This is a genomic window from Mojavia sp., from assembly GCF_059505145.1.
The window spans coordinates 94,174-116,883 of the sequence record NZ_JCACKA010000124.1; the positions used below are offsets into that span (position 1 = coordinate 94,174).

The 22,710-nt window shown below is 39.8% G+C and carries 22 protein-coding genes; 14 read left to right on the plus strand and 8 right to left on the minus strand.

Going from position 1 to position 22,710, the window contains the following annotated elements; genetic code table 11:
• Positions 1 to 36: 36 nt before the first annotated feature.
• The 7 genes from AC5JL8_RS33610 to AC5JL8_RS33640 all read left to right on the plus strand — a co-directional run bounded on the left by AC5JL8_RS33610 (position 37) and on the right by AC5JL8_RS33640 (position 7,516).
• The gene (locus AC5JL8_RS33610; RefSeq protein WP_495884022.1) at positions 37 to 843 is read left to right on the plus strand and encodes an ABC transporter permease; all 807 of its coding nucleotides are present in this window, start codon (positions 37 to 39) and stop codon (positions 841 to 843) included.
• A complete protein-coding gene (locus tag AC5JL8_RS33615; RefSeq protein ID WP_495884023.1) occupies positions 844 to 1,581 on the plus strand; it encodes an ABC transporter ATP-binding protein in 738 nt (245 codons plus the stop codon).
• 113 nt (positions 1,582 to 1,694) lie between these two features.
• Positions 1,695 to 2,981 (plus strand): glycosyltransferase family 4 protein, encoded by a 1,287-nt coding sequence (locus tag AC5JL8_RS33620; RefSeq protein ID WP_495884024.1) that lies wholly within the window; start codon positions 1,695 to 1,697, stop codon positions 2,979 to 2,981.
• Positions 2,982 to 3,020: 39 nt separating this feature from the next.
• On the plus strand, positions 3,021 to 4,271 hold the full coding sequence (locus AC5JL8_RS33625; protein WP_495884025.1) for an FkbM family methyltransferase: 1,251 nt from the start codon (positions 3,021 to 3,023) through the stop codon (positions 4,269 to 4,271).
• A gap of 397 nt (positions 4,272 to 4,668) precedes the next feature.
• The gene (locus AC5JL8_RS33630; RefSeq protein WP_495884026.1) at positions 4,669 to 5,580 is read left to right on the plus strand and encodes an FkbM family methyltransferase; all 912 of its coding nucleotides are present in this window, start codon (positions 4,669 to 4,671) and stop codon (positions 5,578 to 5,580) included.
• Between the two features lie 228 nt (positions 5,581 to 5,808).
• Positions 5,809 to 6,882 (plus strand): glycosyltransferase family 4 protein, encoded by a 1,074-nt coding sequence (locus AC5JL8_RS33635; RefSeq protein ID WP_495884027.1) that lies wholly within the window; start codon positions 5,809 to 5,811, stop codon positions 6,880 to 6,882.
• A gap of 46 nt (positions 6,883 to 6,928) precedes the next feature.
• A complete protein-coding gene (locus AC5JL8_RS33640) occupies positions 6,929 to 7,516 on the plus strand; it encodes a Uma2 family endonuclease (RefSeq protein WP_495884028.1) in 588 nt (195 codons plus the stop codon).
• A gap of 53 nt (positions 7,517 to 7,569) precedes the next feature.
• Here AC5JL8_RS33640 and pyk read toward each other — a convergent pair whose 3' ends face one another.
• On the minus strand, positions 7,570 to 9,339 hold the full coding sequence (gene pyk / locus AC5JL8_RS33645; RefSeq protein WP_495884029.1) for a pyruvate kinase: 1,770 nt from the start codon (positions 9,337 to 9,339) through the stop codon (positions 7,570 to 7,572).
• Positions 9,340 to 9,841: 502 nt separating this feature from the next.
• On the opposite strand from pyk, the gene crtR reads away from it, so the two are divergent.
• Entirely contained in the window at positions 9,842 to 10,741 is a 900-nt protein-coding gene (crtR, locus tag AC5JL8_RS33650) for a beta-carotene hydroxylase (RefSeq protein WP_495884030.1), read from the plus strand.
• A gap of 354 nt (positions 10,742 to 11,095) precedes the next feature.
• Here crtR and AC5JL8_RS33655 read toward each other — a convergent pair whose 3' ends face one another.
• The gene (locus tag AC5JL8_RS33655; RefSeq protein ID WP_495884031.1) at positions 11,096 to 12,346 is read right to left on the minus strand and encodes a protein kinase domain-containing protein; all 1,251 of its coding nucleotides are present in this window, start codon (positions 12,344 to 12,346) and stop codon (positions 11,096 to 11,098) included.
• A gap of 251 nt (positions 12,347 to 12,597) precedes the next feature.
• On the opposite strand from AC5JL8_RS33655, the gene AC5JL8_RS33660 reads away from it, so the two are divergent.
• On the plus strand, positions 12,598 to 13,707 hold the full coding sequence (locus AC5JL8_RS33660; protein WP_495884032.1) for a PstS family phosphate ABC transporter substrate-binding protein: 1,110 nt from the start codon (positions 12,598 to 12,600) through the stop codon (positions 13,705 to 13,707).
• A 311-nt stretch (positions 13,708 to 14,018) separates the two neighbouring features.
• Here the strand turns inward: AC5JL8_RS33660 and aroH are convergent, their stop codons facing one another.
• The 3 genes from aroH to AC5JL8_RS33675 all read right to left on the minus strand — a co-directional run bounded on the left by aroH (position 14,019) and on the right by AC5JL8_RS33675 (position 16,103).
• On the minus strand, positions 14,019 to 14,432 hold the full coding sequence (aroH, locus tag AC5JL8_RS33665; protein ID WP_495884033.1) for a chorismate mutase: 414 nt from the start codon (positions 14,430 to 14,432) through the stop codon (positions 14,019 to 14,021).
• 85 nt (positions 14,433 to 14,517) lie between these two features.
• A complete protein-coding gene (gene sppA, locus AC5JL8_RS33670; RefSeq protein ID WP_495884034.1) occupies positions 14,518 to 15,339 on the minus strand; it encodes a signal peptide peptidase SppA in 822 nt (273 codons plus the stop codon).
• Positions 15,340 to 15,806: 467 nt separating this feature from the next.
• Positions 15,807 to 16,103: a hypothetical protein gene (locus AC5JL8_RS33675; RefSeq protein WP_495884035.1), complete on the minus strand. Its 297-nt coding sequence runs from the start codon at positions 16,101 to 16,103 to the stop codon at positions 15,807 to 15,809.
• A gap of 390 nt (positions 16,104 to 16,493) precedes the next feature.
• Here AC5JL8_RS33675 and AC5JL8_RS33680 point away from each other — a divergent pair, with 390 nt between their 5' ends.
• The 5 genes from AC5JL8_RS33680 to AC5JL8_RS33700 all read left to right on the plus strand — a co-directional run bounded on the left by AC5JL8_RS33680 (position 16,494) and on the right by AC5JL8_RS33700 (position 20,462).
• Complete coding sequence (locus AC5JL8_RS33680; protein ID WP_495884036.1) at positions 16,494 to 17,291, plus strand: MlaE family lipid ABC transporter permease subunit; 798 nt, start codon at positions 16,494 to 16,496, stop codon at positions 17,289 to 17,291.
• A 123-nt stretch (positions 17,292 to 17,414) separates the two neighbouring features.
• A complete protein-coding gene (locus tag AC5JL8_RS33685) occupies positions 17,415 to 17,801 on the plus strand; it encodes a DUF3119 family protein (RefSeq protein WP_495884037.1) in 387 nt (128 codons plus the stop codon).
• A gap of 120 nt (positions 17,802 to 17,921) precedes the next feature.
• Positions 17,922 to 19,184: a DUF3086 domain-containing protein gene (locus tag AC5JL8_RS33690; protein ID WP_495884038.1), complete on the plus strand. Its 1,263-nt coding sequence runs from the start codon at positions 17,922 to 17,924 to the stop codon at positions 19,182 to 19,184.
• 73 nt (positions 19,185 to 19,257) lie between these two features.
• Positions 19,258 to 19,938, plus strand: a complete 681-nt coding sequence (gene plsY, locus AC5JL8_RS33695; protein WP_495884039.1) for a glycerol-3-phosphate 1-O-acyltransferase PlsY — start codon at positions 19,258 to 19,260, stop codon at positions 19,936 to 19,938.
• A 56-nt stretch (positions 19,939 to 19,994) separates the two neighbouring features.
• The gene (locus tag AC5JL8_RS33700) at positions 19,995 to 20,462 is read left to right on the plus strand and encodes a DUF4189 domain-containing protein (RefSeq protein ID WP_495884040.1); all 468 of its coding nucleotides are present in this window, start codon (positions 19,995 to 19,997) and stop codon (positions 20,460 to 20,462) included.
• A 226-nt stretch (positions 20,463 to 20,688) separates the two neighbouring features.
• Here the strand turns inward: AC5JL8_RS33700 and AC5JL8_RS33705 are convergent, their stop codons facing one another.
• The 3 genes from AC5JL8_RS33705 to AC5JL8_RS33715 all read right to left on the minus strand — a co-directional run bounded on the left by AC5JL8_RS33705 (position 20,689) and on the right by AC5JL8_RS33715 (position 22,624).
• Positions 20,689 to 21,042, minus strand: coding sequence for a DUF5615 family PIN-like protein (locus tag AC5JL8_RS33705; RefSeq protein ID WP_495884041.1), 354 nt, complete (start codon positions 21,040 to 21,042; stop codon positions 20,689 to 20,691).
• The gene (locus tag AC5JL8_RS33710; protein ID WP_495884042.1) at positions 21,042 to 21,275 is read right to left on the minus strand and encodes a DUF433 domain-containing protein; all 234 of its coding nucleotides are present in this window, start codon (positions 21,273 to 21,275) and stop codon (positions 21,042 to 21,044) included. The genes AC5JL8_RS33705 and AC5JL8_RS33710 overlap by 1 nt, the downstream gene beginning before the upstream one ends.
• Before the next feature lie 437 nt (positions 21,276 to 21,712).
• Entirely contained in the window at positions 21,713 to 22,624 is a 912-nt protein-coding gene (locus tag AC5JL8_RS33715; RefSeq protein ID WP_495884043.1) for a metallophosphoesterase, read from the minus strand.
• Between the last annotated feature and the right edge of the window lie 86 nt (positions 22,625 to 22,710).

Here is a 22,710-nt window from a genome sequence, read left to right on the forward strand (position 1 = left end):
GTTAATCTGCCTATTAATATGTAGTGGTGTTCGGGGATGAAGTTTTCGCTTAAAGGTAATGTAACTAGGTTGCAAGTGCAGCGATACGGTGAATTATTACAGGTTTTAGTAGCCAGGACGTTAAAGGTGCGCTATCGCGGCTCCTTTTTGGGGGTTTATTGGTCGCTGTTAAACCCTTTAATTATGACGGGGTTGTATACTGCGATTTTTGGAGCGACTTTTGCATCTTATTATGGTAATTCCATCCTGAATTATGTATTGGCAGCGTTTACAGGACTGGTGGTTATAAATTTCTTCTCAGCTTCCACCTCCCAAGCGTTAGCTAGTGTAGTTAATAATGGTGCACTTTTAAATAAGATTCGTCTGCCAGTGAGCGTTTTTCCTGTATCAATGATTGCAGCGAATGTATTTCAGTTTGCAGTCGGAGTGTTACCTTTGCTGGCAGTTATTACTTTAATAAATTCCAAGAGTCTCATAAATGTATTCGCACTTTTATTCCCATTTCTTGCACTAATTTTAGTTTGTATTGGAGTTGGGTTTCTAGTAAGCGCTTTATACGTATTTTTTAGAGATTTACCTTATTTTTATGAATTAGTTGTGTTTGTAATTTGGATCAGCAGCCCTGTATTTTATCCAGCAGCTATTGTACCAAAGCAAGTAAAGCAGTTTTTAGGATTGAATCCATTATCCCCGATTATTGAAAGTATCCGTCAGCTTACATTATCGGGAACATTACCAGATTTCAGTCTAATAGGGAGTGCCTTACTTAGCGGCATAATTATTATGTCATTGGGCTGGGCTTGTTTTCACCTGTGGCGGCATCAATTTATGGATTTGCTTTAAATGGAAGTAATTCGCTTGGATAAAGTTTCGTTGTGGAGACGAACACAAGAAGAGTTTTCTTATGATCTCAAAAAAACTATCCTATCTGTTCTAGAAGGTAAGTATCGCAAGCCTGCAAAGAAATTAGTGTTAGATAAAATTAATTTGGTGGTCGAAACAGGAGAAAAAATAGGTATCATTGGGGCAAATGGCTCTGGTAAATCAACTCTTTTGAAAGTAATTTCTGGGATTCTACAACCAACGACTGGATCAGTAAGGGTAAGAGGACAAATTGCGCCTTTGATTGAACTAGGAGCAGGGTTTGATCCAGAAATTTCTGTCATGGATAATATTTTGCTGTATGGTATACTACTAGGATTTTCTAGGGCAGAGATGCGAGAAAGAGCGCAGTCTATTTTAGAATTTGCAGAATTGCAGGATTTTACATTAGTCCCCGTAAAAGGTTTATCTTCAGGTATGGTAGCGCGGTTGGGGTTTGCGATCGCTACAGATGTCCAGCCAGATATTTTGATTTTGGATGAAGTACTTTCAGTAGGAGATGAAAGTTTTAAAAATAAATGCAAGCAAAGAATTGATAAATTTTGGGATGGAACGGCCACAGTTCTAGTAGTTTCTCATGCTATGGAATTTGTACGTGAATCATGCCAGCGAGCTATTTGGATAAATAAAGGGCAAATAAAATTTTGCGGTGATGCTTGTGAAACTGTTGATCGTTATCTTAGCTTTGTAAGCCAATAACGTTGATTTCAATGCCAACATGAACTCTGAAATAACAGCCTCAGCTTAGGGTATAAGGTAAAATTTTAGACAGCAAGTTCGATTAAAGTATCAAATCCATAGGTAAATTATTGATGAGTTTACAGGGAATTAATGTATTAATAGATGGATATAATTTAGAACTTAAACAGGGAACAGGTATTAAAACTTATGGTATTAGTTTAATTCAAGCTTTAACTTCCCTGGAAGCAGATGTAAATATCTTATGCAGCCGTTATTCTAATAATAAAACTTCAATATTAAGTGAAGCTTTGTTTTTTGATAGGCCAAAAAAAACTAGCAAATTATCACAAATTAAAAGCACTATTCTTGCAACTAGTCAACTATTCTATAAAGCAAAAAGAGTTCCAATTAGTGACTTTGTTATTAAAGAAGATGCGGATTTTATTTTTGATTACTTCAGTAAATCTGGCGAAATTTTTGATATCTATGATTGCTATAGAGCCGCTAATAACTTATACAAAATACTAGAAATTAAAACCCAAATTAATGTACCGAAAACAATAGATATATGGCATACTACTTTTCCCCTACCTATTAAAGTAAGAAATGCAAAAAAAATTACTACTATTCATGATTTAATACCATTAAGGCTACCTTACACGACCTTAGATGATAAAAGTTTTTTCTTCAAAAATATACGAGATTCAATTAAAGATTCTGCAATTATTTTAAGTGTTTCAGAAAATACAAAACAAGATATTTTATCTTGTTTTAATATTGATCCTGATAAAATCTATGTCACATATCAACCAGTAATAAATAATTCTTTGTCTATCAAAGAAGAGTCAATTGATATATTTTTGAAAAAGTATAAATTGAAACATAAAAAATATCTTCTTTTTGTAGGTGCTATAGAACCAAAGAAAAATTTAGGAAGACTGATAGATGCTTATAGTGAACTAGATACTGATATAGAGCTTGTTATTGTTGGCAAAAAAGGATGGCTATGGAAGGATGAAATTCGCAAGCTAGAAACAATTTTTTCTAATGAATTGAATTCAAGAATCAAGTTATTAGAATATGTCCCAAGGAGAGATCTAAATTATTTATATAAAGGAGCGTTTTGCTTTGTCTTTCCATCTTTGTATGAAGGATTTGGTTTGCCTCCTTTGGAGGCAATGTCTTTGGGCTGTCCGGTAATTACATCTAATGTTGCTTCTTTGCCAGAAGTTTGTGGAGAAGCTGCGCTTTATGTAGATCCCTATAATTCGCATGAGATTAGACAGGCAATTGAAAATTTAATGAATAATCCTCATCTGCAAATACAACTGTCAGAAGTGGGTAAGGAAAGAGCAAAGTTATTTAGCATGGAGAACTATGTTAAAAAACTATACGAAGCTTATACAAAAGTCCTTTAAATATATACGTCAAGAATTACATTTAGGAATTAAGTGCATATGCAATTTCCAAGCAATGATCAATACTGGATTAATGCAGCGATTTTTTTGCAAAATAATTTAAAAAAAGAAGATAAATTAATAGCTCCTAATGAATTTGCAGAAAAATTTCAATTTACAAGACCTTATTCATCAATAGGGAGCAATTCATTAGATGAATGCCAATGGTTTGTTATCCATAAAGGCATGATGGAAACTATAGGTTATACCTTTTTAAAAAATATAGTAAACAAATTTATTCCAGTCTTTGCTAATGAAGTTTTTGTGATTTTTTCACAACAGAGTGATCTGCCTGCGTTAAAATCAGATTTTATTCATATAAAATCATTTCTTGAGAAAATGCCGCTTTTAGAAAAAATACCAAATAAATCCTTATTAAATTCACAAAATAATGGCGTAAAAGAAGCATTTTTCTCGGATATCAAAGATATTGTCTCCTGGAACCGAACAGACTTAGAGTTATTTTGCCGTAAGATGTCACAGACAGCATATTTAGGTGATGGGATAATTTTGTCTCGTGTGTTAACTAAATATATGTGCTATCTTGAGGCACAAGACTTGAGTCTTACTCCTCATCTTTGTCTGAATGGGTATTGGGAATCTTGGATTACCCAGGTGATGATTCAGCAACTTCTACCTGGAAATTATTGTTTAGATATTGGTGCAAATTGTGGATATTATTCCCTAATCATGGCTGATGTTGTTGGTACAACTGGTAATGTAGTAGCTGTTGAGCCAAACCCAAGATTAGCCTCTCTTCTAGAGAAAAGCTTAAATGTAAATGGTTTTAGCAAACATACTAGAGTTGTGCAAAAAGCTGTTGCAGATACAAATGGCAATAAGGTTAATCTTGTAATTCCAAAAGAGGGGTTTTGGGGTAGTTCAACAATCTCACAAAGTGAAATATTACCAGGAGAACAGGCATTTGAAGTAGAGACAGTTACAGTTGATGAATTAACGAAGGATTGGCCACAAGTCGATTTAATTAAAATAGATGCTGAGGGCGCAGAAAAAGCTATTTGGAACGGAATGCGTGAAACAATAAAAAAGAATAATAATATTATTATAATAATGGAATTTTGCTGTTACCGTGACTATAATCCCAAAGAATTTTTACATGAAATTCAAGCAGCAGGTTTTTCCATTAAATACATAGACAATGACTCACAAATAAAAAGTTTGAGCATTGAGGACTGTCTAGCCGAGAAGTACGGCGAATATTGGGATTTATTTTTACAACGGGATAATTAAGATATAAACACTTGTCATTGCGAATAGAGTGAAACAATCGCAGATATCTTGTGATAGCTTCGTTCTACTACATTGCACCCGCAATGGCATATCACAAGTAATTTGCCGGATATGATATTATGAAACAATTTTTTTGAAGCAAATACTCAGACTATTCTTCAACCAGCCCCTAGAATCTCCCTCTAAAGCGTGGTGCGTTTTTGATTGGCTAGTAATCATACTTACATTACTTGAATTCGCTACAATATTATTGGCTAAAATTATGTAAATTTATATAAAAATATAAGGGTTATAGTGGTACTTTTGTGGTATAGGGTACAATACTTAAAGCTAATTAAGTTTTGGTAGTTTTGGTAAAAACCTAAATATAAAAAAAGTTTATCCTGAGTCTCCACATATGCAAGCTTTTTTAAAAAAAATACAAGCAAAAATATCCAATAAACAAAATTTACTTACAAATCGTAAGATGCATAAGAAAATAATATATGTAAGAGATATCCAAGTATTAACTCGTGAAGAACTAGAAAGTATCTGTCGTGATAGATGTTATACAGCTTATATAGGTAAAGAAACTTTATTATGTCGAGTTTTAGGCAGATATAAATTTTATTGTGATGCTGAAGATATTGGTATAACTCCTCACCTTTGCTTAGATGGATACTGGGAATCTTGGATTACTATGGCAATGGCACGTATCCTAAAAAAAGGATGGCATTGCATTGATATAGGTGCAAATCATGGATACTATTCTGTGCTGATGGCTGATGCGGTTGGATCATCTGGTCGTGTATTAGCTGTTGAACCAAACCCGAAACTAGTTGGATTACTAGAACGCACACTAGAGGTTAACGGGTTTCAAAACCATGCGAAAGTATTGCAAAAGGCAATTTCAAATATAGATAACCAGCTAGTTCAACTAGTAATCCCTATGGGTAAAGGGTTAAATGCAACAATATGTACAGATGCGACATTAGCAGATAAGGTAGTAGAAGTAAATACCATAACCTTGGATAATTTGACACAAGATTGGTCAAGTGTTGACTTTATTAAAATAGATGCTGAGGGAGCAGAGCAAAGCATTTGGTATGGAATGAGTGAAACATTAAGAAAAAACAAAAATATAACTATAGTTATGGAATTTAATTGTGGTCGTTATTCTGACCCCAAGATGTTTTTACAAGATATTGAGTCATTTGGTTTTCAACTACAGCATATTGACTATGATTCTCAAATCAAAAACTTGACAATTGAGCAATGTCTAACTGAACGTCCTAATGAAGATTGGATGTTATTGTTGCAATGCAAATAAGATAATAAACTATTCAGATTAGTAGAGATTTCTGAGTAATAGTATGAATTTAGCCTCACGCAAAGATGCAAAGATTAAGCGACTTTAACACTCAATTTTGCAATTTCATACTTCAATTCAGCAACGCTGATGAGTAAACCAAAGTTTCATATGCATACACTAAGATTATGCGATTTTGATTAAAATGCTCCCAAATGATTTTTTTGCGGTTTCAGGAGTGTTTTATATTTGTCTAATCTAACTTTAATTAACTTATCTTTTCTTAGCGCCAAACCAACAGGTATTACAACCTACGCCAATAATCTATTTCCGTATTTGCAATCCCTGAATCCTACATTATTGATTGCACAGGAAAATGCTAATTTCACTTGCTACCCAATTCCTCCCAATTTAACACCAGATCATGGGATCAAAGGGCATTTGCATCGCCTTGTTTGGACACAGTTTCAACTACCGCAAATTTATAAAAAGCTAAAATCCCAGTTGTTGTTTTCCCCGCTACCGGAAGCGCCACTTTATGCCAATTGTCGTTTTGTCGTGATGTTTCACGACTTGATACCGTTGCGCTTTCCTAGACGCTTTTCACCTCTGATACCCTACCATCGCTACTACACACCCCAAGTCCTTAGCCAAGCACAACACATTATTTGCAACTCTCAAGCCACAGCTAAAGACATCACTAAGTTTTACCAAATTCCCACTAGCAAAATCACCTCCATTCCTCTCGCCTACGATCGCAGCCACTTTCGTTTTCTCAACCTACCCACTCGCAATTACTTTCTCTACATTGGTCGTCAAGATTCCTATAAAAATGTACACCGACTAATTACCGCCTTTGCCGCATTACTTAACTGCAAAGACTACGAATTGTGGTTAGCAGGGTCAACCGATCCGCGTTATACTCCAAATTTAAAAGTACAAGTCGAGGAACTGGGGGTAACTAATCAGGTGAAGTTCCTCGACTATGTTCCTTACAGCGAATTACCAAAAATTATCAATGGCGCGATCGCCCTCGTCTTCCCTAGTTTATGGGAAGGTTTCGGCTTACCTGTCCTCGAAGCAATGGCTTGTGGTACACCTGTTATCACTTCTAATATCTCCTCCCTACCTGAAGTAGCTGGTGATGCAGCCATTCTGATAAATCCCTACAATACAGGAGAAATAACAGCAGCTATGCAGGCTGTTGCAACTGATTCAGGGTTGCGATCGCATCTCTCCACCCAAGGTATTGCTAGAGCAAATCAATTCAGCTGGGAGAAGACAGGACAAGCTACCGCCGAAGTTTTATCCCGCTATCTCTGAATGCTAGGCTAAAGTAAACTTGCTAAATATCTGAGCATTAAATTTTATGGTTGTGCAAACTCCCTCCCGTCAATATTCCATTGAGGAATATTTTGCACATGAAGAAACTGCTGAACAGCGCAGCGAATACCGTAATGGGGAAATTGTACCGATGACTGGAGGCTCAATAAATCATAATCAAATTATTATCAACTTAATAATTGCTCTTGGACTTGCTCTTAGAGAGCAAGATTACCGCGTTTATACTAGCGATCTGCGCCTATGGATTCCTCGTTACCGAGAATATACATATCCAGATGTTCTAATCATCAAAGATGAAGCAATTTTTCAACAAGGACGCACCGACACAGTTATAAATCCCAGTATTATCTTTGAGGTACTTTCTAAATCTACTAGTAGCCGAGATAGAGGAGACAAATTTACTTATTACCGTTCCATTCCCGATTTTCAAGAATATATTTTAATTGACCAATATCAAATCCATATTGAACACTTTAGCAAAACCTCAGAAGGTAACTGGCTGTTCAAAGAATCTGACGATGAAGATGGAGTTTTAACTTTAGCTTCAGCAAACTGCCAAATTCCCCATCGCCAGATTTATCAGCGAGTAAATTTTGAAAGTCAACCAGAGTAGATATTTTCCACTAACTCATAATTACGAATTACCAATTACGAATTATGAATTATTTAATGTGTTCCCACAGCCCCAGAGTAAATCAAACCCCGTTGCATATCCAGCGTTAGAATTGCCCCATCCCGAATTACTTGCGTCGCTTTCTTGACACCCACAATTACAGGCACGCCTAGACGCAAGCCAATCACGGCTGCATGGCTGGTAAGACTTTCATCTTCTGTAATAATTCCGGCGGCTTTGCGAATCGCCTCCACAAAATCGGCACTGGTGCGCGGAGCCACCAAAATATCACCGTGATTAAAGTTACTGACTTCTATACCCTTATGAGCCACCCTAGCGCGACCACTTACCGAACCTTGTCCTAGTCCAATTCCTTGGCCGAGAATCGCCGTCACCACCTCAACCTTAATCAAATCTGTTGATCCCGAAACTCCTTGGAGAGTACCAGCAGTCATCACCACCAAATCACCCTCGGTGAGTAATTGATTCTCCTGTGCGACATTGATAGCCGCTTGGAAAGTTTGACCAGCAGAAGGTAGTTCTAGCACCAATAGCGGTTTTACTCCCCATACCATTTGTAACTGTCGTGCTACATTCACATGGGGTGTGATTGCCAAAATCGGCGTCTGGGGACGGAATTTGGATACATTGCGAGCTGTTGCCCCTGTTTGAGTTAAGGTCATAATTGCCGCAGCTCCCAACTGCTCTGCAATTTGTCCTACAGCTTGACTAATAGCGTTAGGAATGGAACGCCTAGTATCTCTCAACTGACGCACGGCGTAGTTTTGCCTTTCTTCCTGTTCGATCCGCTCGGCAATCCGGGCCATTGTGGCTACGGCTTCCACTGGGTAATTGCCCACAGCAGTTTCATTAGAGAGCATCACTGCATCTGTGCCATCCAAAATCGCATTTGCTACGTCCGACACTTCCGCACGAGTGGGACGAGGGTTGCTGACCATGCTGTCTAACATTTGGGTGGCGGTGATGATGGGAATGCCCAAGCGATTTGCCGTAGCAATCAGCCGCTTTTGCAGTATAGGTACATCCTCAGCGGGAAGTTCCACCCCCAAGTCGCCTCTGGCAACCATAACACCATCACACAAAGCGAGAACTGCTTCCATTTGTTCAATTGCTTCGTGCTTTTCAATTTTGGCAACCACGGGCACATTTTTGCCTGTACTGGAAATTAACTCTTTAATTTCTATGAGATCCTGGGGATTGCGAACAAAGGAAAGTGCTATCCAGTCTACGCCTTGATCCAGACCAAACATCAGATCCTCGCGGTCTTTGTCGGTCATTGCCTTAATTGAAAGATAAACACCGGGAAAGTTGACACCTTTATTGTTAGAAAGTTTACCAGCAACGGTAATTCGACAATGCAAATCACCTTTATCGCGGTTAATCTCCTCAACTAGCATTTCTACTCGTCCATCATCGAGGAGAATTTTTGCGCCAACCGGGACTTCTTCTGCCAAGTGATCGTAGGTAACGCAGCTAATATCTTCTGTACCGATAACTGGGCGATTTGTCAAGGTGAAGCGATCGCCTTTGGCTACAACTATAGACCCATTTTCAAACCGCCCCAAGCGAATTTTTGGCCCTTGCAAATCTTGGAGAATTGCCACTGGCTGATTTAGTTCAAAGGCGGTTTGCCGAATTAAGCGGATATTGCGCTGATGGTCGGCATGAGTCCCGTGGGAAAAGTTTAGCCGCAGTGTTGTTGCACCCGCTTCAATAATCGCCTTGAGCATTTCTGGACTGCTAGTGGCAGGTCCAATCGTAGCGACAATTTTTGTTCGGCGTAGAGAATCTCTTAATTGCATAGGGGCTGATTCTAGGATCTATCTGGGAACCATCGTAAATTAAGGGGCATTTTTATTTCCGTCACTGCTATATCAATAAGATGGCAGCAGTTAGAAAGGGGAATAAAGGCTAGTACCGCGGCGCGGAAGTCAAAAGCCAAAAACTTTTTATTTTCGGCTTTTGCGCTGTTTTGAATAGTATATTTATTTGCGCCGTGTTGCATTAGTAGCTCACTACAAATGACTTCCTCTAGCGGAGGCTTCAACAAAGTGGGATAGACTAGATATCGTACACTAATCTTGGTTCCATCCTTCCCAAGGATGATGTTCTTCCATCCAATTTTTGGTATTGCTACACCCCTACTATTAGCAAATACTTAAGTCTCGTTTGAAATCATAGCGTTATTTATCTACACTATCCGCAAAACTGCCGATCAAGCTTGCTATACAAAATTTTACAAAAGTTTATTATTTACTAATCTTTATCGTATATTCGTAATATTTGATAAACAAGGAGTTCAGAATGCTCACGTCGGAGGCAAAGAAGCCACTGACAGTCCCGCCAAAGGAATTTTTAGCGCCTCCCGGTGATTTCAACCCCACACTGCTACTGTTTTTAGCAGCTGTGGCCATGCTAGTGTTATCTAACTTTGGTTACTGGCTGTGGCAATGGCCCCACTGGCTATGCTTTAGCGTTAATACTCTTGCCTTGCATTGTTCTGGGACGGTAATTCACGATGCTTGCCACCAATCTGCCCATCGCAACAGAGTGATGAATGCGATGTTAGGTCACGGCAGTGCGCTGATGCTGGCTTTTGCTTTTCCAGTGTTTACGCGAGTGCATTTGCAGCATCACGCCCATGTCAATCATCCCAAAGACGACCCAGATCATTATGTCTCGACTGGCGGGCCGCTGTGGCTGATTGCGGTAAGGTTTTTGTACCACGAGGTATTTTTCTTTCAACGGCAACTGTGGCGTAAATATGAACTACTAGAATGGTTCATTAGCCGCTTGATTGTTGTTTCGATTGTTTATATTTCAGTCCAGTACCACTTTTTGGGTTACATTCTCAATTTTTGGTTTATCCCAGCATTTATAGTTGGGATCGCACTGGGATTATTCTTTGATTATCTGCCTCACCGTCCATTTATGGAACGCGATCGCTGGAAAAATGCCCGCGTTTATCCCAACCCAATTCTGAATATCTTAATTTTGGGTCAGAATTACCACCTAATTCATCATTTGTGGCCTTCTATTCCTTGGTATAATTACCAGCCCACATATCATCTAATGAAGCCTTTATTAGATGAAAAAGGCTGTTATCAAACTTCAGGCTTACTACAGAAGAAAGACTTTTTTGAGTTCGTTTATGACATTTTTTTAGGCATTAGGTTACATCACAATAAACCAACTGAAAACTAGCGAAACATGGAATAAATACTAATGGCTAATTGCTTGATATTCAAGTAATTAGCCATTGGCTGACTCGAAGATTTTACAGTTTATGTACATGCTTATACATTGCGAGCTTAAATTTAAGCTAGCGGTAAAATTAAATAGTAACAATTAGGTTGCTGTAAAAAATCATGAACCGCAAACCTTACCCAACTGACTTAACAAACAGCTCAAAAATGAAAATTTGGTTGTGGAGCGCTGTTGGGATTCTAATGATTAACTTAGTTGTAGTGGGGATTGTAGCGTTTTTGATCCACAGAGATAGTGTCCAATATCAACCTAATTCATTACCAAACGAACAAAGGCAAATATAACCACAAATTAACGAGATTCACTTGGCAATTGAATTCGCAAATTTTCGATTTGCGGAACAGGAGAAATCATTTGCAAAGACCAGTAGCTCAAAATCATTAAAGCTAATCCAGATAACGCGCCTACTACTAAACCAAGCAGCAGAGGAGATTTGTCAGGCAAAAGAGAAACAGTAGTATTGGTTGTCTCATCGTCTAAATCTAAGAGTGATGATGATACCTCATCTCTAATAACTTGATTACTATCTTGTCCCAATGAGGGGGTTTGAGACCCCAATTTATTAGGGGCTAACTCCTGTCTCGGTAGGTAGAGATGGATGGGTGGTAAAAGCGTTTCGGGTAGCGTCGTATCAATTGCTTGGTCGCCTAAGAATGGTGCTAAAAAAGCTGATTCCTGATTTGCTCTACAGTGATTGTTTAGTGCTAGAAGTGCTTCCAACGTTTCTTTTGCCGACTTATATCTGTCTTGGAAGTGATAATGCACCATTTTGTTGAGGACTGAGGCTAGCCCAGCACTAACTTTTGTGAGATGTCGCCAGATAATTTCACCCGTATTGGAATCTTCTGCTAATTGTGTAGGATGTACCCCTGTTAACGCTTGAATGCCAATCATGCCTAGAGCATAAATATCACTATTAGGGCGTGGTTTACCTCGCTGTTGCTCATTAGGCATATAGCCTGGTGTACCGATCGCAATGGTAGTGTAATGTTCAATAGGAATAAAAATTGAAGTTTGATCTTGATCTCTAACTAATTCATTCCAAATAGGCTTAACGGCTCCAAAATCAATCAGAACTAACCGATTGTCCTGCTTTCGTCTAATAATATTGTTAGGCTTGACATCTCGATGAATTAGCCCACGACTGTGAATAAAATTCAGGATGCCCAAGACCTCGCACAAAAATTGAAAAACTTTGCTTTCAGTCCAGCACTTACCAGGTGACAGTTCCGCACTGAGGGGATGTCCCTCAATAAACTCTTGCACTAAGTAGAACTCAAGGTTGTCTTCAAAATCCGCTAAAAGATGAGGTACCAGGTCATAGTTGCTAAGTTTTTTTAGGGCCTCTACTTCTCGGTTAAATAGCCGTCTGCGAATTTCTACCGCAATAGGATATGTATTGCTAGGTAAGAAATGTTTGACGACACGGGTGGGATTAGAGGGGACGTATATGTCCTGGGCCTTGTAAGTTTGACAAAACGCTCCTTGACTCAAAACTTCAACAACCTGGTAACGCTCCCCTAGTAACTTGCTACTTAACATGTTACGGTGTCCCTGACAATTGCATTAAGCAATTTTACTTAAGAAAATCTATATTATAGAAAACAATATATAGTTTGATTAAGGAAGTTAGCTGTAATTTACCGGAATTTTTATATAAACTCTCTTCAGAATAAATTTAGCAGTTGCAGGAGGTTGGGAAACTAAGTGAAATCCTCATGGAATTATAAAGTTAAACTCAATCCTAATTTTATCTTATTCAAGACCAGCTTAATAACAGGACGATAAAGAAGATGGCTAATCATAGTAGACAAAGTATTCCACTCAGCCACGACGCCGTACAGTTAATTAGAGGTCTGATTATTGGCAAAGTAGTTACATTAGCAGTCATAGGCGGATTGTGGTTATGGCTGAGGCCTCGTCTCCAAACGGATTATGGTACTTTGTCTTCTTCTGGCCAAGGTGCGAACAATCGCTCTGCTCTTGCTACTTCAAACTTTAAAACTGTTAGTGATGTTCCCGTAGGCTCATTCAACTATGGTGGTAGCACAGCTTGGGCACCAATCAGGCAACTCGTAAATTCTCAGATCCAGATCGCTCGTCCTGAGCTACAATTGCGCTACGTAAATCCCGCTAATGCTAGCCCAGGTTCTGGTTCTGGGATTCGGATGTTGCTTGATGGAAAATTAGACTTCGCTGAATCTTCACGTCCCCTCACAGATGAAGAAAAAAATCTAGCTCGGCAGCGGGGTTTTATACTTGAGCAACGTCAAGTTGGCATTGATGGGATAGCAGTAGTAGTTAACCCTGCATTGAAAGTGTCTGGCTTAACTGTTGATCAATTGCAGCAGATTTATTTAGGGCAGATTACTAACTGGAAGCAGGTAGGTGGGCCAGACCTTCCTATTACACCCTTCTCCCAGCGTCCAGAAAATGCAGACATCGTATTAATTTCCGGCAAGCAGGTTTTAGATCAGCAAGCCCTAAGCTCTAATGTGCAGTATGTCTACTCGACCACAGAAGCACTGCGCCGTGTCAACCAAACTCCCGGAGGCGTGTATTATGCTTCTGCTAGGGGAGTTGTACATCAATGTATGGTGAAGCCTCTACCTTTAGGTCTTACTGACGCACAGCTAATTCCACCCTACCGTGAATCTTTAGTACCACCAAACGAATGCCCGCAAAAGCGCAATCAGCTGAACACGGAAGTTATCAAGAATGGCAGTTATCCGATGACTACCAATTTGTTTGTGATTATTAAGCAGAACAAGGGCCCAGAACAGCAAGTTGGCGAAGCTTATACCAGACTTTTGCAGACTGAACAAGGGCAAAAGGCGATTGAGCAAGCTGGATTAGTTCCTGCAAGGAGTCAGGAGTCAGTAGCTAGGAGCGAACAGAAATGAACAGTCCTGAGATAAATTCGGAAACTTTCTATAAAGAGTTTTTGTGAGACATATCCTCGGTCACACAAATAATGGCGTTGCTGAATCATGGGATGATTTCGCCCAATTTAGAACGAATTTTCAATGGTTTCAACCGCCCCTTCATCCCGCATTTATGCAACGCCCAAAATCTTTGTATGGTTTTACATACTGATAGATTTTTGTTAAAAAACCTTACCCTTGTTATGTATAGCTTTGTTAATTTTGAATTTTGAATTGGTATTACTTACTCTTGGAGAGAATAGTCAAAAACCTTAATTAAAATGCATATTTTAAACTTTTGACTCTACTACTTGCGGTGATGCTGGTAAAGGCTGGGGCATACTCCAATCAGGACGCAGATTGGCGGCATTACGTAAATATGTATGGTAAATTGGGGCGGAGGCTGGCAGGTAAACGTGGATTAAGAAGCGGATACAGCGCTGTAAGCTGCCCTCGACGTGCATTTGCTGTACATCCAGCATAGCCACACCATCCCAAGCAGGACGCGCTCTGGCGATCGCAGCTGGAAAAACAGCATCTAAATCGCGTGTTACAGAGAAAGTAACACTGATAATATCCTTTGGAAGGAAGTGATTCCGCTTTTCCAACTCATCTAATAATTCTGTTACCGCTTCTCGAATCGCCTCAGTTGTATTTTCTGAAACGGTTGTTGCTCCGCGAATAGCCCGCATTTGCCACTCCACGCCAAATCCTCCTTAAATTAGCTCAGTTGTCAGTTCTCACTTTATAGGTTTTACCACTGTTAATTTACCTCTGACTATTGACTATTTATGGCCGATATAACCATAAAGGCAAACCACTAGTAGACATTTCAAATTCGAGCCAGTCAATCCTAGCCCCAATTCCTGATGAAACCTGACGGCTTCCTGGTAACAATCGACTCAACAAGGGTTTACGTTCTTCTAGTGTGTAACAGGGTGTTTTTTCAGGATCAAGACCGACTAATTCCGCTGTCCAGCGACGCGCATCTTCCTCTGTTCCTAGACGATCTATAACTCCTAACTCTAAGGCTTGCTGTCCAGTAAAAATGCGACCATCAGCGAAACTTTTCACAGTTTCTACCGCCAAAGAACGTGCATCAGCTACCGTTTGCACAAACTGCTGATAACTTATATCAATCAACTCTTGCAAAATATTTTGTTCTGGTTGAGTCAGTTCTCGATCGAATGCCAAAATATCTTTGTAAGGGCCAGATTTAATTACCTTGAAAGAAACACCGATTTTTTCCAACAAGCGTTCTAAGTTGTTCCCGCGCAAAATTACACCAATACTACCCGTAATTGTACCTGGGTTAGCCATGATGTGTTCCGCACCCATGCCAATGTAGACACCGCCAGAAGCCGAAATATTGCCAAAGCTAGCAACGATTTTCATTTTGTCGCGCAAACGCTTCAAGGCACTGTAAATTTCTTGAGAATCTCCCACTGTACCGCCAGGGCTATCGATACGTAACAGTAATGCGGGGAATTTTTTCTCCTCTACTGTTTTTAATGCTTCTAACACGCGTTTGCGAGTAGAACCGGAAATTGCACCATTAATTTCAATCCGAGCAATTTGTTTTCTAAACCTGGGCTGAAAAGGCCAAAACATAAGCAGACGTAAAACCTCGTAATAAACACAATATAAAATGCCCAGCGGTCAGATGAACCTTTTTGCTCTGCTGCCAAAAATGAGCCGGCATTGTACTATTAAGAATTCTAATGAAATTTTTCTGCTTTGCGTGGATGTTTATTTGCTGTACTCATTTCATGCCAATTTAGTTCTGAAGCTACCGGAACCTATAAAATCTACAACTGTAATTTGGTGTGAAGCGCAAGGTTTAAAATACCTGGAATTGGAGTTTACAGTTGTATAATTTCATGCTCTAATAACAAAGCTCCTGGTAATTAGTAACTAAATTACTAGTATGTAATTATGATTTTACCAATTTAATAAATGACAATTCAGCAATGCCGATTCCGAATATATCTAAGGAATAGCAGCATCTTCTTAGTTTTTAATATTAATTTTGCTAGTTTTAATAGCGAGTGAACACCTGACAAGCCGGTTGTTACCATTTAAGAATCAATTCGTAAAATTTGACACCGATAATACGCATAGATGTCAAACAGCGCCCCGACAAAACTACAAGTCAAACTAATTACCAATAAACCACGCAAAGGAGTACCGCTGCCAAAAGTGGCAAGAAAATGCATAATTTGAGTAGCGATCGCCTCAGTCGCGGTTTGTAAACCAGGAAGATGGCCAAGTAGAGAAATCACAAGCAAGAAGCCACCGACTAAGAACATTGGCACAACAAAACTGAAAATAATCGTGAGTAACAGAGAACGGAGAAAGTTCGTGAACAGATTCATTAGAAGAGACACTCCGTGATGAAAGTGAACAACAGCCGAAAAGCTTTATGTCATTCTCTACAATACGAGCGATCGCTCCAGAGCAGCCAAGATGTCAAAAATCTTAAGTTTTCATTAAAATAATTAGCTACTGACAACATCAGATGCTTGAACTAGCAACAGGGCTTAAAATTGGCAAAACCCATACTAGCTCAAGCTTTAAGCTCAAAAAAATCTTGATAATTGAATCACAGCCCACTGATAACTGCCTTAATTTTCTGAGAAAAGCTTTAAAGTAAGTTAATGTTTCCGCCACACCAAAGGCCCAGGAAAGTGGGAATAACCAAAAATTTACTAATGAGCAATGACTTTCGCTATTCTTAAGGCAGTTACCGAGTTAGCTACAGAACATTGAGCGAGACTACATCCAAATCCAGTTTAGGAGCATGGAGTCAGCGGCTGCTGGCGGCGATTTTCCTGGGTGGACAAGTAATAGTTCACCTCCTAAGAGCCAAAATCCATTGGCGCAATACTAAAGAGCAAATGGCAGCAGTTGGGCCAGATTCTCTGTTTATTGCCTTATTAACAGCTATTTTTGTCGGCGCTGTGTTTACCATTCAAGTAGCGCGGGAATTTGTTAACTTTGGGGCCGGAAATCTTGTCGGCGGAGTACTGTCCGTAGCCTTGACAAGGGAACTCTCACCCGTGCTGACAGCAGTGATTTTAGCGGGGCGAGTCGGTTCTGCCTTTGCAGCAGAAATCGGCACTATGCGGGTAACAGAGCAAATTGATGCCTTATTGATGTTAAGAACAGATCCAATTGATTATCTAGTTATCCCTCGCGTCTTAGCTTGCTGCATCATGCTGCCAATTTTAACTCTCTTATCTTTGGTAACAGGGATGTTGGGGGGATTGGTAATTGCCACGAATTTATACAACATTTCTGATACTGTATTTCTAGACTCAGCCCGTAATCTTCTTGGGATTTGGGATATTTGTAGCGCCTTAATCAAGGCGTTTTGCTTTGGAGTTTTAATCGCCGTAATTGGTTGTAGTTGGGGCTTAACGACAACAGGAGGAGCTAAAGGAGTTGGACAATCAACCACAACCGCGGTTGTGACAGCTTTGTTAATTATATTTGTGAGCAACTTCTTCCTTTCTTGGTTAATGTTTCAGGGCACTGGTAGCGCATTACTGCAAGGCATATAGCTGTTTACGAACTGTTATTTGCCCAGTTATAAATCATGGTTATAACTCTTAATCGTGCGTCTGCTCACCCTCAAAATCCTAGAATAGGAAAGATGTCTACTAAACAAAGCAGGATTTGAGACTATGACTAGTTCATTTGCGCCCAACTCCACATCAACCGTGGAACTCAAACCTAGCTACAATATCCCTGTAGTTTTGGTAATTGCCTCTATTCCACTGCTGCTAGTCCAACCTCTCTTAGGAGGGTTAATCGGATTATTTGGTTTGTTTCTCATGTTTCAAGCAGTCACGCTACGTTTGCAATTTACCGCTACAGACTTAGATATTTACAGAGGTGAAAAATTAATTCGGCGATTTCCCTATCAAGAATGGCAAAACTGGCGTATCTTTTGGAATGGAATTCCCATCTTGTTTTACTTTAAAGAAATTAAAAGCATACACTTTTTGCCAATTTTATTTGACCCCAACACCTTGAGAACTTGTTTGGAACAACGTTGCCCTCGTATTTAATGCTAGTAATTTTAGATGCAGATTTAAGCCTGAGAATACAACACTCAGGACTTTGAGGGCAGGTCAATTGTATATTTCTGAAAGCTATTTATTCGCGTCATAGGAATTACACTATTGTTTATGAACCCAGAGGAAACACAAACTCCAGAACCGATTGATGAGTGGTTAGAGCAAATACAAGAACAAAATCCTACAGTTGAACATCCAGAAAACTCATCTGTTGAATCAGGGGTGGAAACAGATGAGCAGAACTCATTAGTTGACACACCACAAGACGACGCGACTTTTGCAGCACCCATCTCCAATGCAGAATCGGAAGATGCAACTGCTGAGTTGGTAACACAGTTAAAAACCGAAACTGTCGCACTGGAATCACAAATAGAATCAGAAAATAATTCACTATACGCAAAAGCAGCGCAACAAGTTGCAGAGTTAGAAAACACCAAAGAAGCACTCAAAGCAGAAATAGCCAATCTGCAAGCGACTTACAAAACTCTTCAGGCACAAGTTGGGGAAACTCAAATGACACTGGGACGACTCGTGCAAGAGTCGCTAACGCAGTTAGAACAACGCAAACAAGCGCTGCAAATTTCTGTAGAACAGTTAGAACGCCGTCAAGAACGCATCCGCAATGAAATGCGTACCACTTTTGCCGGAACATCCCAAGACTTGGCAATTCGGGTGCAGGGTTTTAAAGACTATCTCACAGGTAGCTTACAGGATTTAGCCGCAGCAGCAGAGCAGTTACAACTAGTGCCAGCTGTAATAGAACGTGAAAAACCAACTGTGACAGAGGTAAAGCCAGCTGAACCCCAGCCAGGCGTACCACAATTTGCCCAACAGCAGTTTCAAGATACTACAAAGCAAATTCGCCGTCTGATTGACCAATACCGCAGCAAACCAGATTACTATGGCCCCGCATGGCAACTACGTCGCACCTTTGAACCAGTCCATGCTGAACGTGTTTCTAACTGGTTTTTCAGCCAAGGGGGACGGGGTGCTTTGCGGACAATGGGTAGCCGTTTGCAGAATATTCTGATTTCTTCAGCAGTGATTTCTATACTACACAAGCTCTATGGCGATCGCGTCCGCACTTTAGTGTTAGCTAATACACCCGAACGCTTGGGTGAATGGCGACGCGGCTTGCAAGACTGTTTAGGTATTGGTCGCCCAGATTTCGGGCCTGATCGAGGTGTAGTATTATTCGAAGCACCGGAGGCTTTAGCTCAAAAAGCCGACCGATTAGTGAAAGCAAATCAACTGCCTTTAATCATCATCGACGATTCTGAAGACCAAATTAGTCTAGCACTGCTGCAATTTCCCTTGTGGTTAGCCTTTGCCCCTGACCCCAAAGCAATGAGAAATTATGATGATGATTTTTAATTAGTCATTGGTCATTAGTCAAGAGGTATTCTCTTGACTTTTGAATTTTGAATTTTGAATTTTGAATTGTCTTATGGTTATTTGGTTAACTTTGTGCGGGATAGTTTTGGTTGTAGCTTACTTGCTGGGTTCTTTCCCCACTGGCTACATTGCTGTGAAACAGTTAAAAGGTATCGATATTCGGGAAGTTGGTTCTGGCTCAACTGGTGCAACCAATGTTCTGAGAACCTTGGGTAAAGGCCCTGGAGCATTCGTGTTATTAATTGATTGCTTGAAGGGAGTATTAGCGATCGCTCTCGTTTACTGGTTATTCAACTTTGCCCCAAGTTATGATTTCATCCCCCCTACGGTAGATGCGAAGCTGTGGCAACCTTGGCTGCTAACTCTAGCTGGGTTAGCAGTAGTTCTAGGACATAGCAAATCAATTTTCTTGGGCTTTAGTGGTGGTAAATCAGTTGCTACTGGTTTAGGAACATTGTTAGCGATTAGTTGGCAAGTAGGTTTAGCTACAGCGGGTGTGTTTGCCGTTGTCGTAGCTCTATCGCGGATTGTATCCTTGAGTTCCATCGCCGGTGCGATCGCTGTAACTATTTTCATGGTAATTTTCCATCAACCTTTACCTTGCATTCTGTATGCTTTTGTCGGTGGGTTGTATGTGATTTTCCGCCACCGCAGTAATATTGAGCGAATACTTGCAGGAACTGAGCCAAAAATTGGGCAAAAAGTAACTACCGAACCAGAACAAACTGCATAATTTGCGAAATGCCTACATATAGACCTGTAGTTCTCAACTAGAGGTTAGAAAAAACTATGTTGGCAAATACACTTAAAAAAAGTTTCTTAGCAGCAGCGACACTATTATCAATTCTGCCTGGATTGACACAGGTTGCCCAAGCTCAATCTACCCCAGATTTATTTGGAGCGATCGCTTATTCTCCCTCAACACGGGTTTCTAGTTCCGCAACGGGTTTATCACGCGAAGAAGCAGAACGCGGCGCTCTTTATAATTGTCAACAAAAATCTCAAGCTAAAGATTGCTCAGTTCCATTGTGGTTTAAAAATGCTTGGGGAGCTTTAGCAATTGGTTCTAATGGCGCTTATGGTACAGGTTGGGGATATGATACCACTCGTCCGGCAAGAGGTAAGTCGATTGCGTCTCGGTATGCCTTACAAACTTGCAAAAATTATGGTGGTGTAAATTGTCGAATTATTTTTACCAAAGAAGCTAGATATCAAGTAATTGATCATGGGACAGTATTAATTCCAGCTAATCAGTAAGCCTATTGGTAGCTTATATCATTTTTAGATTTGAGATTATGACTTTCCTTCTGCGTCTGGCTTGGTGTGAATTAATTTGCAAAAATAATGTTTAAAATTAGTATTAAAATTAGAACTTACGCAACAATAACGTATTTCCGTCATTGCGACCGTAGGGAAGCAATCCCAAAGCCTTGTTTTTCGTTACGAATGCGTAAGTCCTAAAAATATTGACATCAATCTGACATTAATGATGAATAATAATGGCGTTGCGGTTCATTTCTATTAAATAATTTTGCTGTAGCAATTCAACTAAATGTGATAGGTTATTCATAAATAAAGTTGCAAGTTCTGTATTCGTGATATTGCCTGTAGTTATAAACAAAAGCTTGTAAGGTTCTTGGCAAATCAGAAATGAATCAAAAAAATCCCTGTCTTTAGTCACTACAACCCGACTTTGTTGGATTGAAATAGCATTAATTTCTGCATCAGTTGTAGTATTTTGCTGGGGTAAATTTTTGGTATGAATGGTATCGTAGCCGGCTGATTGCAAAAGCCGCGCTAGGCTTACTGGCAACTGTGCATCTACTAAAAATTTCATTACACTATGTTGTAGATGCTTTTCACCTGAGTCAACCGAGTTGCAAACAGCAAAGCGGCTAAAATATCATCACGTTCTAAATCATCATAGTCGGCTAAGATATCATCAATACTCATGCCAGAACTAAGCAATTCTAGAATGAATTCGACTGGATAGCGCATTCCTCGAATACAGGGTTTGCCGTGACAAATATTTTGGTCAAGTGTAATTCGTTGCAAAAGAGTATTTTCCATAGCTATAGATGCGGCTGTTTAACTTGCTTGTTACCTTTTAGGTTAACAGTCCATTAACCATGCAAGTAACTATGCCCTTTCAATGCGATTATGAGCCTTAGAATTAATTCTGAGGCAGACTTGTGGGTAAAGCGAAAATATTACAATTATTTAAATGCTTCAGTTCATCATATCGCGCTTAAACCATCGCCCGCCATAGGTTTCTAACCTATGGCTAATAGCTCAAGTCCTCTCAAGAGGACTAAATCATAATTTCGGTCTTCATTAGAAGATTTCAGTTATGCAGTCCTATAGTTGATTTTGAAGCGCTTGTAGGAAGTAACGCAAGATATTATTTATTATTTCAACGAATTCCTAACCCCAATATTCGGCAAATGCACCCTGATTAATCGCCTCACCAATGTAGAGGTTTGAGACGCGATCGCAAGCAACTTCTGTTACTTTATAGGTGCAATCAAGGTAAACACAGTAATCTCAGGACGCGCACCTAATCGCAGATGCAGCCCAGTCATACCTATGCCACGATTGGTGTATTGAATCATCTCTCCTACCTGATAACGTCCTAAATAATACTTTTCACCCAAAGGCGGAAGAATAATCGGTTTGAAAAAAGGGACACGCACTTGTCCACCATGAGAATGTCCTGATAGTTGCAAATCAAACCGCTTTGTAGCAGCGCTGATGTTGGCAAAGTCTGGTTCATGGGCTAATAAAATTGCTGCACCTTCTGGTGGTAACTGCTGTAATACCAAATCCAAACGGTCTTTACCCATACCAACATCATCTACCCCAGCAATATGCAACAAAGCACTACCCCGTTTGAGAGTGTAAACATTATTACCAAGGTGGAAGATACCGCTTTGTTCTAGTGTTTGAATAATCGCCGCTGAGTCGTTCTCGTGGTCATGGTTACCTAATACCGCCACAGTCAGATCCTGGGGTTTGAGTTGACTCAAAGGAAGCTTGAGAGTGGGGATTAATTTAGGCGAATGACGAGTTATTAAATCACCTGTAATCGCCACCAAGTCGGGTTTTTGTTTGTTGACTAAGCTGACAATACGTCTTAACCTTCGTGAACTCATCCACTGATCTCGATGAATATCGCTGATTTGCACAATGCGATAGCCATTAAATTCTGATGAGAGATGTGGTAGGGTCAATTGCAAAGAATTTATCTCTATCCAATTCGGTTCAATTAACCTGGCGTATAATAACGTACAAATTCCTATCAAAAAGCACAAACCCAAAAATCGGAAAGTTGATCTGCTGACTTTTTTCAGCCACTTACGATTTCTCAAGTTCCAATCTCCATCGACGTGACTGCCAGATTTTTGTCTTGTTATTTTCAAATTTGGCTGACAGTTATCTTGGAGGTGGGAAAATTAAATAAAGACTTAAAGTCGCTAAAATGTAGAGACGTGATATATTACGTTTC